General features: G+C 36.8%; 17 protein-coding genes. 6 read left to right on the top strand and 11 right to left on the bottom strand.

The features are described from left to right. Positions 1-49 precede the first annotated feature (49 nt). Positions 50-436 carry a hypothetical protein gene (locus FN756_RS09905; RefSeq protein WP_142603828.1) on the bottom strand — a complete coding sequence of 129 codons (387 nt, stop codon included), beginning with the start codon at positions 434-436 and terminating at the stop codon, positions 50-52. 152 nt (positions 437-588) lie between these two features. Between FN756_RS09905 and FN756_RS09900 the strand changes: the two genes are divergently transcribed. Continuing rightward, the gene (locus FN756_RS09900) at positions 589-1,020 is read left to right on the top strand and encodes a pyridoxamine 5'-phosphate oxidase family protein (RefSeq protein ID WP_142603826.1); all 432 of its coding nucleotides are present in this window, start codon (positions 589-591) and stop codon (positions 1,018-1,020) included. A 78-nt stretch (positions 1,021-1,098) separates the two neighbouring features. Continuing rightward, positions 1,099-2,097, top strand: a complete 999-nt coding sequence (locus tag FN756_RS09895) for an AI-2E family transporter (RefSeq protein WP_221929047.1) — start codon at positions 1,099-1,101, stop codon at positions 2,095-2,097. Here FN756_RS09895 and FN756_RS09890 read toward each other — a convergent pair. Continuing rightward, positions 2,074-4,710 carry a cation-translocating P-type ATPase gene (locus FN756_RS09890; protein WP_142603823.1) on the bottom strand — a complete coding sequence of 879 codons (2,637 nt, stop codon included), beginning with the start codon at positions 4,708-4,710 and terminating at the stop codon, positions 2,074-2,076. The two genes, FN756_RS09895 and FN756_RS09890, sit on opposite strands and share 24 nt — an antisense overlap. A gap of 321 nt (positions 4,711-5,031) precedes the next feature. On the opposite strand from FN756_RS09890, the gene FN756_RS09885 reads away from it, so the two are divergent. Next, entirely contained in the window at positions 5,032-5,301 is a 270-nt protein-coding gene (locus tag FN756_RS09885) for a hypothetical protein (RefSeq protein WP_142603821.1), read from the top strand. Positions 5,302-5,437: 136 nt separating this feature from the next. Here the strand turns inward: FN756_RS09885 and FN756_RS09880 are convergent, their stop codons facing one another. Further along, positions 5,438-6,277 carry a universal stress protein gene (locus FN756_RS09880; protein WP_142603819.1) on the bottom strand — a complete coding sequence of 280 codons (840 nt, stop codon included), beginning with the start codon at positions 6,275-6,277 and terminating at the stop codon, positions 5,438-5,440. Positions 6,278-6,634: 357 nt separating this feature from the next. Here FN756_RS09880 and FN756_RS09875 point away from each other — a divergent pair, with 357 nt between their 5' ends. From FN756_RS09875 to FN756_RS09865, 3 genes are all read left to right on the top strand, one after another. Further along, entirely contained in the window at positions 6,635-7,567 is a 933-nt protein-coding gene (locus FN756_RS09875; protein ID WP_142603818.1) for an ABC transporter ATP-binding protein, read from the top strand. A 16-nt stretch (positions 7,568-7,583) separates the two neighbouring features. Continuing rightward, positions 7,584-8,903, top strand: a complete 1,320-nt coding sequence (locus FN756_RS09870) for an ABC transporter permease (RefSeq protein ID WP_142603816.1) — start codon at positions 7,584-7,586, stop codon at positions 8,901-8,903. A 129-nt stretch (positions 8,904-9,032) separates the two neighbouring features. Further along, on the top strand, positions 9,033-9,977 hold the full coding sequence (locus FN756_RS09865) for a Ppx/GppA phosphatase family protein (protein ID WP_142603815.1): 945 nt from the start codon (positions 9,033-9,035) through the stop codon (positions 9,975-9,977). Here the strand turns inward: FN756_RS09865 and FN756_RS09860 are convergent. The 8 genes from FN756_RS09860 to FN756_RS09825 form a co-directional block, all read right to left on the bottom strand. Next, a complete protein-coding gene (locus FN756_RS09860; RefSeq protein ID WP_142603813.1) occupies positions 9,960-10,529 on the bottom strand; it encodes a Maf family nucleotide pyrophosphatase in 570 nt (189 codons plus the stop codon). The genes FN756_RS09865 and FN756_RS09860 overlap by 18 nt on opposite strands. 91 nt (positions 10,530-10,620) lie before the next feature. Continuing rightward, complete coding sequence (locus tag FN756_RS09855; RefSeq protein WP_142603811.1) at positions 10,621-11,142, bottom strand: KdsC family phosphatase; 522 nt, start codon at positions 11,140-11,142, stop codon at positions 10,621-10,623. A gap of 83 nt (positions 11,143-11,225) precedes the next feature. Beyond that, on the bottom strand, positions 11,226-11,468 hold the full coding sequence (gene iscX / locus FN756_RS09850; protein WP_142603809.1) for a Fe-S cluster assembly protein IscX: 243 nt from the start codon (positions 11,466-11,468) through the stop codon (positions 11,226-11,228). A 134-nt stretch (positions 11,469-11,602) separates the two neighbouring features. Further along, the gene (locus FN756_RS09845; protein WP_142603808.1) at positions 11,603-11,935 is read right to left on the bottom strand and encodes a 2Fe-2S iron-sulfur cluster-binding protein; all 333 of its coding nucleotides are present in this window, start codon (positions 11,933-11,935) and stop codon (positions 11,603-11,605) included. A gap of 17 nt (positions 11,936-11,952) precedes the next feature. Further along, positions 11,953-12,726 (bottom strand): Rossmann-like and DUF2520 domain-containing protein, encoded by a 774-nt coding sequence (locus FN756_RS09840; protein ID WP_142603806.1) that lies wholly within the window; start codon positions 12,724-12,726, stop codon positions 11,953-11,955. Positions 12,727-12,751: 25 nt separating this feature from the next. Next, positions 12,752-15,289 carry a heme lyase CcmF/NrfE family subunit gene (locus FN756_RS09835; RefSeq protein ID WP_142603804.1) on the bottom strand — a complete coding sequence of 846 codons (2,538 nt, stop codon included), beginning with the start codon at positions 15,287-15,289 and terminating at the stop codon, positions 12,752-12,754. A gap of 129 nt (positions 15,290-15,418) precedes the next feature. Beyond that, positions 15,419-15,829, bottom strand: a complete 411-nt coding sequence (locus FN756_RS09830; RefSeq protein ID WP_142603802.1) for a cytochrome c maturation protein CcmE domain-containing protein — start codon at positions 15,827-15,829, stop codon at positions 15,419-15,421. A gap of 220 nt (positions 15,830-16,049) precedes the next feature. Next, positions 16,050-17,486, bottom strand: coding sequence for a Glu/Leu/Phe/Val family dehydrogenase (locus FN756_RS09825; RefSeq protein WP_142603800.1), 1,437 nt, complete (start codon positions 17,484-17,486; stop codon positions 16,050-16,052). Between the last annotated feature and the right edge of the window lie 34 nt (positions 17,487-17,520).

Below are 17,520 nucleotides of genomic sequence, written 5' to 3'. Positions count from 1 at the left end.
TCAATTTCTTCCCAGAAAAGTCATTAAAAAAGGGCAAAGATCACTTACATTAACTTTTAAACAACTTTATCATCCTATCCAACACTTCCTGCTCTTTTTTATTCGTTTTTCTATAAGAAGCTGCAATGGCTTCACTTGTTTTCAAAATATTGCTGATTAAACCAGGAGTGAATTTCGATCGGTTTGCATGATAAAATGATTCAAACGACTCCCATTCATTTTCCTCAAAACCCTCTTCCTCTTCGTATTCAAAAGAAAAGTCGATTATATCAGCCTGGTTGCTTCCAAATTTATCCTTAGAACTTTCTATAGGCTCCCAGTTTTGGTGAATAAGCTTAATCAGCGATTCTTTTTCAGATGGATGGACCTTGCCATCAACAGCGGCCAGGTAGTAAAACAACTTACCCAATTCGCCATATAGTTCTTCATAAAACATAATTTTGGTTGTTATAATTTATTGGTTGTTCAATTATATTAACATAATCATACCAGATTTTCATTAATGAGTATCAGCATTAAAACTGACCGTAATCATTGATTTATGTATAAAACTAAAATACATTTATAATACTAAAAATCTGCAAGTTAATGTTAGGAGAATTAAACAGCGGTCAGATTGAAGAGCTTTTAAAAAGTCAAAACATTGGCCGTATTGGTTGCTATGCTGATGATACTATGTACATTGTACCGGTAAGTTATGTGTATGATGGCGAATATGTGTATGCCCACTCACGCGATGGTATGAAAATTAAGATGATGCGACAAAATCCGAAGGTATGTTTTGAAGTAGACGAGATCGAGAATTTAGCCAATTGGCAAAGTGTGATAGCATGGGGTGAATATGAGGAATTAACTAAAGAACCCGATCGAAACGATGCTATGCAAAAGTTAATTAAGCAACTTTTGCCGATAATAGTTAGCGAAACAGCCTTACCTACTCATGGGTTAGGTACCATGAAAGTGGCAATTGTGTATCGTTTTAAGCTAACCAAAAAAATAGGAAGATTTGAAAAAAAGTAAAAGGATAAATTCAATTTCACAGCAAATCAAAATTGTATGTATAGGGGTAACATTACCTTTTCATTACTTTTAAAATATTTGCAAATTATTTTACTGTCAGGTTTTATCCTTTATTGGGGTAAAGATTTGTTTGTTCCATTATGCTTTGGATTTTTAATTGCAATGATACTCTACCCTGCCTGTAAATGGTTAGAAGAAAAAAAATGTCCGCGAAGCCTTGCAATTACCCTGTTATTATCAATTCTATCCCTCCTTTCTGTATTGTTGATTTGGATATTAATACTTGAAATTCAAACATTTCAAAAGGATCTTCCTGAACTAATAAAAAAAATTGAACTACTAACAACTGATTTGCAACGATGGCTGACTGTTTATTGGAACATTCCGATCGATAAGCAAAGCAATTGGTTTGAAAACGTATTTTCAAGTATCACAAAAGATGCTGGATCATTATTGGGAGGCACCATCTCTATCACTATAAAAATGTTGTTTTTAATGTTTATCACCCCCGTTTTTACGGTCTTATTTTTATTCAACCGAGGTACTTTTGTAAAAGTATTGGAATTAATGGTTGGAGAAAGCCTGCATAAAAAATTGCATGAAGTTTTAGATAAAATAATTAAAACATATTTCAATTATATAAAGGGAATGATTGCCGTTTACCTGATTGTAGGCGTTTTAAACAGTTTCGGTTTATTATTACTGGGTATAGAGCATGCGATATTATTTGGAATGTTAACAGCAGTAATGACCATTGTACCCTATGTTGGGATAATAATAAGTGCTTTATTACCCATTTCTGTTGCTTGGTTAAGTTCAGATTCAATTTGGCTTCCAATAGGAGTTATTGCGGTTTTTGGTTTTGTTCAATACTTAGAAGCCAATTTGATATTTCCAATGGTGGTTGGTGCCCAGCTGAATATAAATACATGGGCATCAATCATTGCCATAATCATTGGAGGAATTTTATGGGGAGTATCAGGGATGGTATTGTCATTACCTTTTCTTGCAATTTTGAAATTAGCTAGTGATAATTTAGAAGAATTGAAGCCGCTAAATATTCTCATTAGCCGATAACATACCACTTCCCCAAGCTCTATTTTTCAATGCTCTTTTAAAAATTTTCTCAAACTCTACAGCTACAAAAACAACTGACGACAACCCTATAGTAATAAATAAATCGTGCAACGAAAGGGGGGCTGTTTTAAAAACCGTGTTTAAAAAAGGGATATAAATTGTGCATAGTTGCAGGATAAAAGTAAGTATAGCTGCCCCAAGTAATGGTTTGTTAGAGAGAGGGCCCTGGCTAAAGAAAGATTGAGTTTCGGAACGTATAGCAAGAACATGACCGATTTGACTTAAGCATAAAACGGTAAATACCATAGTTTGCCAGTTTGGATTGTTAAGACGAATTTCCAGGGCTTGGCTAATAATTGTAATACTACCCATCAATATACCAACCCACAAAATATGTGTACCCAAACCTTTAGCAAAAATGTTTTCGTTAGGAGGCCGCGGCGGCCGCTTCATAATTCCCTTTTCGGCAGGTTCAGCTGCCAATGCGAGGCCCGGCAGCCCGTCTGTAACCAGGTTGATCCATAATATATGAACTGGTAACAAGGGCAACGGTAACCCTAAAAGCGGTGCCAGAAATATTGTCCAAATCTCACCTGAATTGCTCGTCATAGTGTATTTGATAAACTTTCGGATATTATCGAAAATTCGGCGGCCACTTTTCACGGCCTTTACAATGGTGGCAAAATTATCGTCAAGTAAAATTAGGTGAGCGGCTTCTTTTGACACATCTGTTCCATTAATCCCCATAGCAATTCCTATATCGGCCTTTTTTAATGAAGGTGCATCATTCACACCGTCGCCTGTCATTGCAACAAACTGCCCCCTGTTTTGCAAAACTTTTACAATTTTTAATTTTTGTTCAGGTGAAACCCTGGCATATACTTTAATGTGATCAACTTTTTCTTCAAATTCTTGTAATGATTTAGCAGTCAATTCTACTCCGGTAAAAACTTTGTCATCTTCTGATTCAATAATCCCTAATCGTTTTGCAATGGAATAAGCAGTAAGAGGATGGTCTCCGGTGATCATTACCGGTTTTATACCCGCTGTTTTGCATTCATCTATAGCCTGTTTTACTTCTTGGCGAGGCGGATCAAACAAACCTGCCGTACCTAAAATGGTAAGCTCCGACTCAATTTTTTCATGTAAAATAGGAAAAGGAAGCTTATCTGTTTTTTTGATAAAAAAAGCCAATACTCTTAATCCATCAGCGGCCATTCGTTGCGATGTCTGCAGTAATTTTTCCTTTTCTTCGTTTGTTAATCCGATTGTTTTCTGTAACAGTACATCTAATGCGCCTTTGGTGAATGAAATGTATTCACCATTAAACTTATGAATGGTCGTCATGCATTTCCGTTCAGGATCGAAAGGAATTTCAGCCACCCTTGGAAATAGTTGTTCTAATTCATTTTTGTTAAACCCTTGTGCTCTTGCCATTTCAAGTAAGGCTATTTCTGTAGAGTCACCAATGGGGCGAGAGCCTACATAATCAGATACATCATTGCTTAATGCCATTGCCATGAATATCAATTTTTCTTTTTCATTCAATGTTTCCTTAAGTGCGTCTTTTTTGTAAAAATTGGTTCCATCAATATACACTTCCTCTACAATCATTTTATTTTGGGTAAGAGTGCCCGTTTTATCTGAGCAGATATAAGTCACCGAACCGAGTGTTTCTACTGCAGGAAGCTTGCGCACCAATGCATTTTGACGAACCATTTTTTTTGCACCGATCGCCAGTGCAATGGTTACTACCGCTGGTAAAGCTTCCGGAATAGCTGCAACAGCCAACGAAATCGAGGTGAGTAACATTAGTAATGGTTTTTCACCACGAATTAAACCTACTGTAAAAACGATGGTACAAATAGCCAAAACAATCATGGCTAAGTTTTTTCCAAAAACAGCCAATCTCTTTTGCAATGGAGTTTTCACTTCATCACCGGTCATCAAGCTGGCAATTTTCCCTAGTTCTGTATTCATACCTGTGGCTACCACAATACCTTTTCCTCTACCGTTTACAACATTTGTTCCCTTAAAGGCAATATTTTTTCTATCTCCTAGTGCAATACTTTCTTCACCAATAGGTGCTGAATCTTTTTCAACTGCTATTGATTCGCCTGTAAGAGAGGCTTCATCAACTTTGAGTTGATGGTTTTCTACAATACGTAAATCAGCGGGTACAACATTTCCAGCTTCAAGTAGTACAACATCGCCAGGAACTATATCAGTTGCGATGAGTGTTGTAGGAATTCGGTTCCGAATAACAACAGCATGGATGGCAGCCATTCTATTTAAGGCCTCCATGGCTTTTTCAGCCTTATATTCTTGTACAAATCCAATAATGGCATTGATTAAGACGATGAGAAGGATGATAAATGTATCAATGATGTCTCCAAAAAATCCTGCTATTGTAGCTGATAGGATCAACACAATGATCATAAAATCTCTGAATTGGTTCAGAAACATGATATGCGGAGGGCATTTCTTTTGTTCGTGGATTTCATTGAGACCATAATGTTGCATGCGTAAAGCGGCCTCTTTAGTTGTTAAACCAAATTGATTTGAACGCAACTTTTTAAATAGCTCATCAAGAGTTAGCTGATACCAGTTCATACTTTTTTAGCTATATACCTGTTTACAATCAAAAAGCACAGAAAATGAATCGGGAGGTTAACACCGTTTTTGTAATGGATTCTGAAACAACTAAATCATTTTTAAATGTATTTTATTTTTTTACAATGGTTTATGATATGAACCATTGTTTAAACTGATTATCGTCAATAACAAAAGAATGGGAGCACATGGACATTCAAATACAAATAAGAAGCTGTTTATCAATTATTTGAAATGATAAATCCTATCTAAATATATGATTTTGATCATTTTTAAAAGAAGATGCTTATCGTAATTTTATAGCGTAATTCATTTTATACCATGATCGAAAATATGGAAGTTATACCCTATAAAATCTCGGAGTACATTCAGGAACATTTTCGGGATGATTTTTTGAGTGAAATAAAAAAGGTGAGAGATCTTCAAAACGTGTTTTATGAAGTTGAAATCACTCAAAACAATTTAACCTACTATTTACGATTTAATGAAATGGGCACTTTAATTAGTGAAGAAGCAGACCCGACTTTTCCTGAAGATGACCACGAAGGTTTTTCAACAGACGAAGGATTTCATCCGGATGAAATCCAATAAATCAATGCTGCAACATTCAAATAAAAGGTTATACATAAGAAAGTAGAAAATTCATGGAATAACCAAAACTGCAGCGCTTATGCTTGGTGTATCTTTTTTGAAGATTCATTTTTGCATGCAGAGCCGATATCTAACATCATTTATTGTGAGCAATAAATAAAGGCATTTTTACTTCTCTCATTAACGTATCTGCAATACTTTGATTAAAAAACATGGAAACGGCACTTCTTCGATAAGCACCACAGACCACCAGACTATGCTCCCCCTCTGTTCTCAAACTTTGTACAATTTCCGTTTCAGGGTATCCATTTAAGACTGTATAATCCGCATTGGGGAAATGTCGTTTCATAAACTCTTTTACAAGCTTATTATCTGGAACATGGTGTGATACACTTTCTGATTTAACTGTAATCACTTTTGTTTCAACGTGTTTTAGATTAGGCAGGAGGTAACTGAACATTTTTATCGCATATACAGATGAAGGCCTACCATCATACAACAACAATAGTTTTTCAATAGATTTATATTTATTGGGTACCAATAAAACCGGGCATTGTACATCACTTAAAAGGTCAGTAATAAAATGCGTAGGTGGGACTTCTTCTCGATTGTTAAATGTTTCATGAAAATCAATCACCAATAAATCTGCAAACACACTTTCATGCAATAATTCACGGATAGCCAAATTAGCATCGTGATGTACACTATAATTCAAGCCTGCTTCCCGACAAGCACTTTCAAATTTTGCTACTGATTGCACTCTTGATTCTTTATCCTTTTCATTAAAATCCTTTAATTTTTCAACAGGAACCCCTTTTAACAACACCGTTTCATAAACACTGTAGCCTCGGCGTGTAAAATCGTCAAGAAATACACCCACCAAATGAGCCCGATGCTGCTTGGCCAAATCAATAGCATACCTATTTGTGCTATCCGAGAATCTGAGACCATCAAACGCAGCAATAATTTTTTCCATAGCAAAAGCTTTTTAATCATTTGAGTAAAGCAACCAATTCACTGACTTAAGTTATGCATAATAAATCGTAAGTGTTGGTTAAAAAACCATTGTGGCTATCAAGCCATATGTTTCAATTTTGAAAATTGTTCTCAAATTTATCCTCTGTTTTTAGGATATTTTATGACATAAGTAAGTACCTCACGTGATTTTGGTTAGGTGTATTAAGTTTATGTGTTTATGCCTAAATACTACCAACCCGGCATTCCTCATATAAAACTACTGGCAAGCAAAAGCTTTCGCAGAAAAAGTTCCATAACACCATGACTATTTGCATCTCATCCAATGAAGAGTATCTTTAGTTAAAATTTTAAACTAATGTTAAGTATCAGAAATATTGTTAAACAATATGCCAATCATACCGCTTTGGATGGCGTGAGCATGGAAATTGAGAAAGGAAGCATTTTTGGTTTATTGGGCCCAAATGGTGCGGGAAAAACATCTCTGATCCGTATTATAAACCAAATTACAGCACCCGACAGTGGTGAGGTCTTTTTCAATGGTGAAAAACTAAACCCTAATCATATTTCAAAAATTGGCTACCTGCCCGAAGAACGCGGTCTCTATAAAAAAATGGAAATCGGTGAACAGGTATTGTATCTAGCTCAGCTTAAAGGCTTAAGTCGCCCAATGGCGATTCAATGTGTGAAATACTGGTTCGAAAAATTAGAAATTCAAAGTTGGTGGCATAAAAAGGTGGAAGAACTATCTAAAGGTATGCAACAGAAGGTTCAATTTGTAGCCACTGTTTTACATGACCCCGAATTATTGATCCTTGATGAACCCTTTTCAGGTTTTGATCCCATCAATGCAGAAACGATTAAAAATGAAATTTTAGAGCTGAATCAAAAAGGCACCACGATCATCTTCTCTACTCACCGCATGGAATCCGTTGAAGAACTTTGTGATTCAATTGCCTTACTTAACAAATCCCAAAAAATACTCGACGGAAAAGTAAAGGATATTAAACATTCCTACCGTACCGATACATATAAAATTAATTTCAGCGGACCGGCTCCTTCATTGAATAGTGAGGCGGGAACTCTTTTTGATGTGATTGAAAACACTTCGGATGGAGAGTACGGAAAACTTACCGTAAAAATGTTAAAGGATTATTCTTCCAATGATCTGTTAAAAATTCTTATTCCCAAAATAAGTATACATGGATTTGAAGAGGTTATCCCAAGTATCAACGATATCTTTATTACAAAAGTTAAAGAATCAGGTAATTTTCTTCCTCACGAACACTAATACACATTGACAAATCATGAATAAAATACTACTCATCATATCACGTGAATACCTCTCCAGGGTGAAGAAAAAATCATTCATCATTATGACTTTTCTTGTTCCCTTGATCATAATGGCCATGTATGGGCTGATCGGTTATCTTATTTTAAAAGGCAATGAAATTAGCGGTCCTAAAAATGTAATTGTTATTGATGAAAGCGGCGTTTTTAAAAATAAGCTTACAAACGATGCCGGCTTGAATTTTACATACCTCAACATCTCCATCAATGAGGCGAAGAAAAACATCAAAACCGATGGTAATAATTACCTGCTTTACATACCAAAATTTGAAGGTAACGACCTTAGCGGAGTGGAGCTCTTCTCTGAAAAACAAGCTGGATTTTCAGTAACCGGAACGATAGAAAAGCAGCTGGAATATATTATTCATGAAAGAAGATTAATTCAGGCAGGAATTGATGAAAAACTGCTCAGTAATCTTAAGACGAATATTGTTGTTGACACAAAAAAAATAACCTCAACCGGTGAGGAAGAAGGTAGTTCAGGGGCTGCATTTGGGATTGGCCTTGCCTGTTCTATCTTAATATACATGTTCATTTTTATTTATGGCGTACAGGTAATGAGAGGCGTAATTGAAGAAAAAACCAATAGAATTGTTGAAGTGGTGATTTCATCGGTAAAGCCCTTTCAATTAATGATGGGCAAAATCATTGGGATTGCGCTTGTAGGTCTCACCCAATTTCTACTTTGGGTTGTATTAAGCACAACAGTAACAACGGTTATCAGTAAACAATTAATGCCTAAAACTCAACTGGAGCAATTGCAAAAAGCACCAATAGCAGCGACAACGGTTCAACATGCTAATAACGGAACTACAGATGTACTTTCAGGAGCACTTAAAGCAATTGAAACCATTAACTTTCCATTAATTATTGGCTGTTTCTTATTTTATTTCTTAGGAGGTTATTTATTATACAGTGCCTTTTTTGCTGCAATTGGTTCAGCTGTTGATAGTGAAACAGAAACGCAACAGTTTATGTTGCCGGTGACAATGCCCTTAATTTTCGCTTTTATCTTTTCTATAAATTTTGTGGTCAATAATCCGGATAGTCCGATTTCATTTTGGATGTCGATGATACCTTTATTTTCACCTGTTGTGATGATGGTACGCATTCCATTTGGAGTACCAACCTGGGAAATAATCCTTTCAATGGGTTTATTAGTTGCCGGTTTCTTTTTAACAGTTTGGCTAGCGGCCAAAATTTATCGTACAGGTATTTTAATGTACGGAAAAAGAGCTAGCTGGAAGGAATTAGGAAAATGGTTGTTTTATAAATAGTGTAAAAACACTTAAAGTTGAAAGCAGAAAGTTTTTTGGCTTTCTGCTTTTGCTATCGAAAAATCATTAATAAAATTTAATTATTGTGTATTTTTGCATTCTTTTATCATTCATCCCAATTCTACTCAAATGAAGCTTGCTGTTATTGATATGGGAACCAATACATTTCATTTACTAATTGCCGAAGTAAAAAACGGTAAACTGGATGAATTGTATAAAGAAAATATCGCAGTAAAACTGGGTGAAGGAGGAATTAATAAAAAAATCATTGTCCCCACAGCCTTCCAACGCGGCTTAAAAGCGATCTCCTATTTCGACATAAAATTAAAAGAGTTTCAGGTTGATCAACTTAAAGCCATAGGCACATCTGCGCTACGCAATGCTGCTAATGGAAGAGCGTTTGCCGAAGAAGTGCAAAAAATAATCGGCCAGAAAATCGAAGTCATTGATGGTGATCGCGAAGCTGAACTAATTTACAAAGGAGTACGAGAAGCTGTTGAACTGAAAAGCCATCGCTCATTGATCATGGATATTGGCGGCGGAAGCGTTGAGTTTATTATTTGTGATGAAAACGAGATATTTTGGAAGCAAAGCTTTGAGATTGGGGCTTCACGCTTAATCCAAAAATTCCAACTCAGCGACCCGATTTCCAAGCAGAATATTAAAGAATTAGAAGATTACTTTTCACAGGTTTTAGTGCCTTTGTTCATCGCTGCCGAAGAAACAAAAATCGATCAAATTATCGGTTCTGCCGGGTCTTTTGAAACCTTTACCGAAATGATTTGTCAGCATTTCCATCATTCATCTCTGCATGAAAAAACTGATTTCAAATTCGTACTCAGCGAATTTGATCATATTTATCAATGGCTGATGAGTTCAACCCATACTGACCGCATTCTCAATACGGCCATTATCGCTATGCGTGCTGATATGATTGTGGTTTCAGCGGTCCTGACCAATTTTGTGCTTAAGAAAATCGGAGCGAAACACATGCTACTTTCTACCTATGCTTTAAAAGAAGGTGTTTTAGCAGAAATGGCAATTGAACGAAGAGACTTAGTGAATAAGCTGTAAATAGCGGTATAATTTTTCAGTAGGAAGCCCCATTACATTGGTATAAGAACCTTCAATCCTTTCAATTTTATTAACCCCAATCCACTCCTGTATACCATAAGCTCCGGCTTTGTCATAAGGTTGATACGTATCAATATAAAACTCAATCTCCTCATCACTTAACTCAGCAAAATACACAAGGGTTGTATCAGCAAATGAGATTAGCTCATGCGCATGTAATATGGCGACTCCGGTAATCACCTGATGACTCCTACCTGAAAGCGTACGAATCATCGCTATCGCTTCTGCCTTATCAGTTGGTTTTCCTAAAATCTTTCCATCAACACAAACAAGGGTATCAGCGGTGATGACAATCTCACCATGAATGCTGTGCTCGTAGGCATCCGCTTTTTTTTCAGCGATGTATAATGCTACCTCCTCAGGATTAAGAGATACCGGGTAGGATTCATCAACTTCTTTCAACACCACCTCAAACTCATAACCCATCAGTTTTAACAGTTCCTGACGACGGGGAGATTTAGAGGCTAAAATTATTTTCTTTGAAAATTGCACAGTCTATTAAATTAAGATTAAAGAGCAAAGAATAAAGACTTTTTTGCTATCGGTTTTATGCTTTTTGCTTTAAAACTTTAAACTTTTGTTCCTACCAGATAAAACCTTGCTTATCATCGGCCCATTTGCGTTGCACTTTCATCACTTTTTCAATCACATCACGGGCAACACCTTTACCGCCTAAATTAGGAGAAATATACGTGCAAATTTGTTGAATTTCAGCAACCGCATCATTTGGACAAGCAGGAATACCCACTTTTTTCATTACTTCAAGATCAGGGATATCATCTCCTAAATAGAGAACCTGTTCATCGGTAATGTTATTTTCGGCAAGGTAACGTTCGTATACTTCAACTTTGCGTCCGGCACCCAAAAAAATATCTTTTACGCCCAATCCTTGAAGTCGCTTTCTTACACCTTCAGAAGTACCTCCAGATATAATAGCAACGTGGTAGCCTTTTTTTATGGCCAACTGAATAGCATAACCGTCTTTAATGTTGAAACTGCGTAAATGATGGCCGTCTTCAGTCACCAAAACAGAGCCGTCGGTTAATACACCGTCAACATCAAAAATAAAAGTAGTAATGGAAGCAAGTTTAGGAAGAAAACTCATTAGGAATTATAGATGTTGAATGAATGTTGAATTATGAATTACAAATGATAATCACATTCATAATTCATAATCGATAATTAAAATTATTGGTTATCTCGCCATTCGTAAACCCAGGCACTTTGAATTTGCTCTAAGTGACCTTCGTTACATTCTTCACGTTTTCCGGCAAAATGTGGAATAGATAAAACCCAATCAATTAATTCGGTAAAACGAATGCGGTAAATTCTTGATTCATCGAAATCATCACCAAACTTTTCATAAAGTCCCATGGCGATGTCTTCATAATCATTCCATTTTATTGGTAAAGCAAACTTATCTTGGATCATATTTTTAGTTGATTACACCGATGCTAAATTGATTACACCGATACTTTATTATTATTGTGATACACCGATTATAATTTCGGGATGGGTTATTAGAAGCGAACATTCACTCCTCTTATCCTTCACTCATGCTTTCTCTAGTGTCCCATAAATCCTGACTGATCAGGAACAAGAATTTCGAAATTGCCATCTGTGGCCACACATTGGCAACCCAGACGAGAATAAATAGTAGGATTTACGGCACGGTCGATAAAATCTTCTTCCTTGTCGGATATTTCAGGTAGATTCTCCATCCCATTTACCACATAAATATGACAGGTACTACAACCACAAACACCACCGCAATTATGTTGCAATTCAATATCGTTATCCATGCAAACATCCAGCACCGACTCCCCTACAGCAATTGGAAGTTCTATGGACTCTTTACCGGCTTCTTCAAAATTTATTTTTAGCTTAAATACATTCATGGGCTCAAAATTATAAATTATTGCTGCGAATTATAGGTATTGACAATACTTTCCGACAGCAGGGTGTAAATAGACTTCAATACCGGCTCGTTTTCAAGCATTTGTAAATGACTTAACATTACCTGCTGATCATTACGTCTTGCCGGACCGGTTTGGGCCTCTAAAGGATTAATATTTTTGATTTTCTCTGCCGTTTCAATAATAAGCGGACGAATATAATCAAATGATAATTTATGTTCTTTCAGTAATTGTTCCGAAAGCGTGTATAAATGGTTTACAAAATTGCACGCAAAAACTGCTGTTAAATGCAACACCTTACGCTGTTCGGAGTTTACTTCAGTTACATTTGTCGAAATTGAATTCGCAAGTTCTTTCAACGCCTTCATTGTTCTTTCATCCGAAGCTTCTAAACAAATAGGAATGCTTTCAAAACTTTGCGTCCGTTGTTTAGAAAAGGTTTGCAAAGGATAGAAAACACCATAGTTATCAGATGAAGCTTTTAAGACCTCCATCGGAATACTACCCGCTGTATGAACAACAATCTTTCCGTCAACGTTAAAGCTATTGGCAGTTTTAGCAATCACATCATCTTTAACGGAAACTATGTATAAGTCTGCATTTACATGTATATCCGCGAACTCATTTACCGCCTTGGCATCTACCTGTTCGGCCAGTTCAATAGCATTAGCCTTAGTTCGGCTATACACTTGAACGATTTCATGTCCTCCGCGTTTTAAGGCGAAAGCCAATACTGTAGCTACATTTCCTGAACCGATAATTGTTATTCTCATATATTTGAGATCAAAGTCTTTAAGATTAAAGAACTACGTCTTTCATCTTTTCTGTTTGATCTTTTGACTTGGCATCTTTCAGTTCTTTTAATCTTCTTGAAATAGAGAAAGCAAAACCAATTACCATAATGATAGTACCACCCCACAAGAAATTAATATATGGAAACACGATGGCCTTCATGATAACGTAATCTTTTTGTTTGCCCGGTTTCTTCAACATCACCAATTCAAACTTATTTTCGTCAGGTATGATTTTAGTGAATTTGAATTTCAACCCGAATTCTTCCATCTTTTTTGAAAGCGTAAACTGACTGCGATTCTTGATTAGATACACAGGTTCGACGATGGTTTCTTTACGATCCGAATTTCCAATTACCGCCAATGTTAACCCAACTGCAATATCACCCTGATTGATCGTCATATCTTTCAGATGAACATCCTTATTGATTCCGCGAACAACGACTTTTCCTTCGTCAAAATTGATGGTATCGCCTACACTTACTTTATAGGTCGATGGAGGGTTGTATCCTTCATCTTCAGCATGTCCATCATGTCCTTCTGCAGCCGCATCCTCCTCTCTCTTCGGAACGGAACTTACATGAGTGTAGATATCATGAGTAAGGTAATGACGGGTATCTGGAGACGCTACTAAACCCATTGTTGGATTAATTTGACCAAGTGGATTCAGATCAAAGTTCTCTACTACTTTATTTGATTCATCTACAACTTTGTAGTTTACGCGATAATAAGTATTCACGCCTTCAGTAGTATCACCGGTATAAGTAACGAGGTACTTATCCATTTTCATCGACTCACCTTTCCAAAGCAATACGTTTTCGCGCTTATTTTTTGAATCGAATTCTTTACCGTAATCAAAACCAGAAGTATTAATAGAGATAACACGTTTCTGAGAAGCGGCAATGGTGGCACCGATTAACATCAATGCAAACCCCATGTGGGCAACAGCTGATCCGGTCAATTTAAATTTACCTTTTATGGCTTCTCCTAAAATTTTAGCGTTCGTGATTACGCTGAATACGCAAGCATAAATCAAGATTACAAACATCCAGTTAAATGGATTATCGTTATGATAATTTTCACCGAACACTAATTTTAAACCACCCAATAAAGTATAGTAAACCACTACTGCAGTCACCAATGCCGACATAAGCAAAGAAACTCCGGTATTGATCCAAAACTTTACAGAATCAGTTTTTTTATACTTTAAGTACTGTGCGAAAGCACTAATAAGAGCAACAATAACAGCAAAAGGCATTTGCCATTGGTTATAAAAACCAACAGGATCTACAGGCGGCGCAACATTTCCATTAAATAATTTATTGTATACAGGAATAGATGTCGTTGCTATAACTTGTAAACATGACAAAGTCATTACTAAGGCTCCGATAAACATCCAGAATTCGCGAGAATAAATATGCTCGTCTTTTTCGGTTATTGGCAATTGTTTCCAATTCTTCACAATTAACCAGGTACTCAAGGCGAGAAATACAAGCACATAAATAACCAACTGACCCGACATACCCAAGTCAGTAAAAGCATGTACAGAAGTTTCTCCCAAAATACCACTACGTGTCAGGAACGATGCATAGAGCACCAATATAAAGCTAATCAGCACCAAGAATAATGCAGTGAAATAGGAATGCCCTGTATTTTTATAAACCACCAATACGTGAATGGCTGAAATCATGGTTAACCAAGGAATCAGTGAAGCGTTTTCAACCGGATCCCAGGCCCAGAAACCACCAAAATTAAGAGCCTCATAAGCCCAAAAGGCCCCCATTATGATACCGGTTCCCAATACCATCACTGCTACTAAAGCGTATGGCAAAGCCGGTTTCACCCATTCTTTTAAACGTTTTGTCCACAAACCTGCCATTGCATATGCAAAAGGAACAACCATACTGGCAAAACCAAAGAACAAAGTTGGCGGGTGAATAACCATCCAATAGTTTTGAAGCAAAGGATTCAATCCACGGCCGTCCTGAATGTATTTAACTAGATATTGAGGATCTTGAAATATCGGAGCACCTTGCATTGCATCACGCAGCAAAATGAAAGGTGAACTACCGATACGATATCCGAATACCTCTACCCCTAAAAGCATCGATAAAATGAATACCTGCGACAACCCAACGATGGTCATAACACTATCTTCCCAGTCTTTTGCAAAACGGATCAATACATTCCCGAAAACTAATTGCCAAAATGCCCAAAGCAGGAAACTCCCTTCTTGTCCTTCCCAAAAACAAGAAATCATATAATGGGTAGGCAAACTCCGTGAAGAGTGCGAATAGGCGTAATTATACTCGAAATAATGATTGTAAATAATGAAGAACAGCGCAGCTATAATACCAATTAATGCAACGGTATGAATACGAAACGACCAGCGTGCAATTTGTCGCCATGAGAGGTCATTTTTATCATTTGAGGTTTGGAAATAATAGGCAATGGTTGAAAGCAACGACATTCCGAATGCAAGAATGATAAAGAACTGTCCTAACTTTCCTGGCAGCAAATGCTCGCCAACGTATTGAATATCCATTTAAAACGGGTTAAATTATATAGAAATGAAAGCGAATAGCATTAAAGAATAAAGACGAACACCGAAAAGGCAATGATCAATACCTTGAGCTATTTTTTTCCACTGCAATGCAACGAAATTATAACTGATTTATATTGAAGCCTTTGTTCCTTTAAACTCCTTCATTTCAGCACTATTATCAGTGTATTTTGAAGGACATTTCATAAGGATTTTTGAAGCATGAAACTCTGTACCCACCATCGCGCCTGTAAGTACAATTTGCTCTGAACGCTCAAAATCTTGAGGTTTGGTTCCAAAAAACACCACCTTGCATTCTTCGCCCTTATTGTCTTTTACGTAAAAAGAAAAATAATTCGCATCCTTGATGGGATCGTAATGCATGTCTTTAGCTTTATCAAGATGACCTACTACATGCAATTCTTTATCTGATTTTTTCGCTTCTGCAAAATTTGCATAAGTACTTGAGCTACCATACGTTGAAATGATTGCCGCAATGGCAACTGCAATAACCAAAATACCTACTATATGGCTCTTTTTCATGGACTTAAAACTTTTCTATTCAAAACGCAAAAATAGGAATTTATAACTTACTTGCCCCTATTTTATTGTAAATGTTTTCTAAAATATGAGATGCGAGATAATTTTGAGAAAGTACCTGAATATTGTTGGAAGAAAAAGAAAATCCAAAGACCACTTATTCAAAAAAAAGGCACGAAGCTATTGGCAACGCACCTTTCTGGAAAAACATGATATGGTCCAATTATGGAAAAATTCCCAAATTTGTGTATGAAACGGCTACCTTATCAATGGCAAGCACAAAGGCAGCTGTACGTAAATCCTTAATTGTTTTATTGTTCATTTGCACATCGCGAATTTCATGGTATGCTTTTACCATGGTTTCCTCTAAGCCGGAATTAACCAGTTCTAACTCGGAAGCTCCTTTCACAATTATATGACGTTGTTCAGATGAAATCGAATTACCCGTCATTCGTTCAATCAGATCAACCATATCGCGAGCAGCATTTTCTTCAAAACGTTTGTTAATCCGCCCAAAAGCTACATGAGAAAGATTTTTTAACCATTCAAAGTAAGAAACAGTTACTCCCCCGGCATTTGCATACATATCAGGAACAATTATGCCTCCTTGTTTCAGAAAATATTCGGCAGCCTCAGGTGTAGTCGGGCCATTTGCACCTTCAACAATAATCTTGGCTTTAATGTCTTTAATATTCGCTTCTGTAACCTGATTTTCTAAGGCGGCAGGAATAAAAATATCGCAATCCTGAATTAAGCCTTCGCCGCTATTTTTAAAGCTTTTGGCTTTTTTATAACCTAAAATAGATCCGGTTTCCTTGCGATGACGCACTACATCATCAACATCCAAACCATTGGAATCATAAATCGCACCTTCGTATTCACATAAACCTACAATAATTCCTCCGCCATCCTGAATAAATTTAGCAGTGTAGTAACCTACATTGCCTAAACCTTGAACAATTACACGTTTACCCTGAAGACCTGTACTCATTTTTAATTTCTTCATGTCTTCAGCAACATTCACACACTCTCGGGCTGCATAGAAAACTCCTCGGCCCGTAGCTTCCCTCCTTCCGGCAATACCATGCTGAGCCAAGGGTTTGCCGGTTACACATCCATTTGAATCGATTTGCCCCGGATTAAATGCCTGGTAGGTATCAACAATCCAGCTCATTTCTCGCTCGCCGGTGCCGTAATCAGGTGCGGGAACATCAATACCGGGACCAATAAAGTTTTTCTTAATTAATTCAGAAGTGTAACGACGGGTGATATTTTCAAGTTCACGAACCGTATAATTCTTGGGATTGATTTTAACCCCTCCTTTCGCTCCTCCAAAAGGTACATTTACGATAGCGCATTTATAAGTCATGAGTGCAGCCAAAGCTTTCACTTCATCTTCATACACCATTTCACTATAGCGAATACCGCCTTTAGTGGGTAGTTTATGGTGTGAATGTTCAACTCGCCATGCAGAGATGAGTTCAAAACCGTCGCCCTTACGTATTGGAAATTGAAAAGAGTAGATACTATTACATTTTTTGATCATCTCCAGCACATCTTTAGGATGTTTAGTATATGCAGCAGCATGATCAAAGTAGTTACACACATCATCCCAGAAATTTATTTCGTGCGATGTGGGCAGTTGTGTCTTTGTTGCCATAGGAAAATTGAGTTGGTATATTAAAAATAAAGAA

This window comes from Solitalea koreensis, from assembly GCF_900182575.1.
In the GTDB taxonomy this organism is placed as follows: domain Bacteria; phylum Bacteroidota; class Bacteroidia; order Sphingobacteriales; family Sphingobacteriaceae; genus Solitalea; species Solitalea koreensis.
Note: the sequence above shows the minus strand (reverse complement) of the source record. Positions and strands in the feature narration are given on the sequence as shown.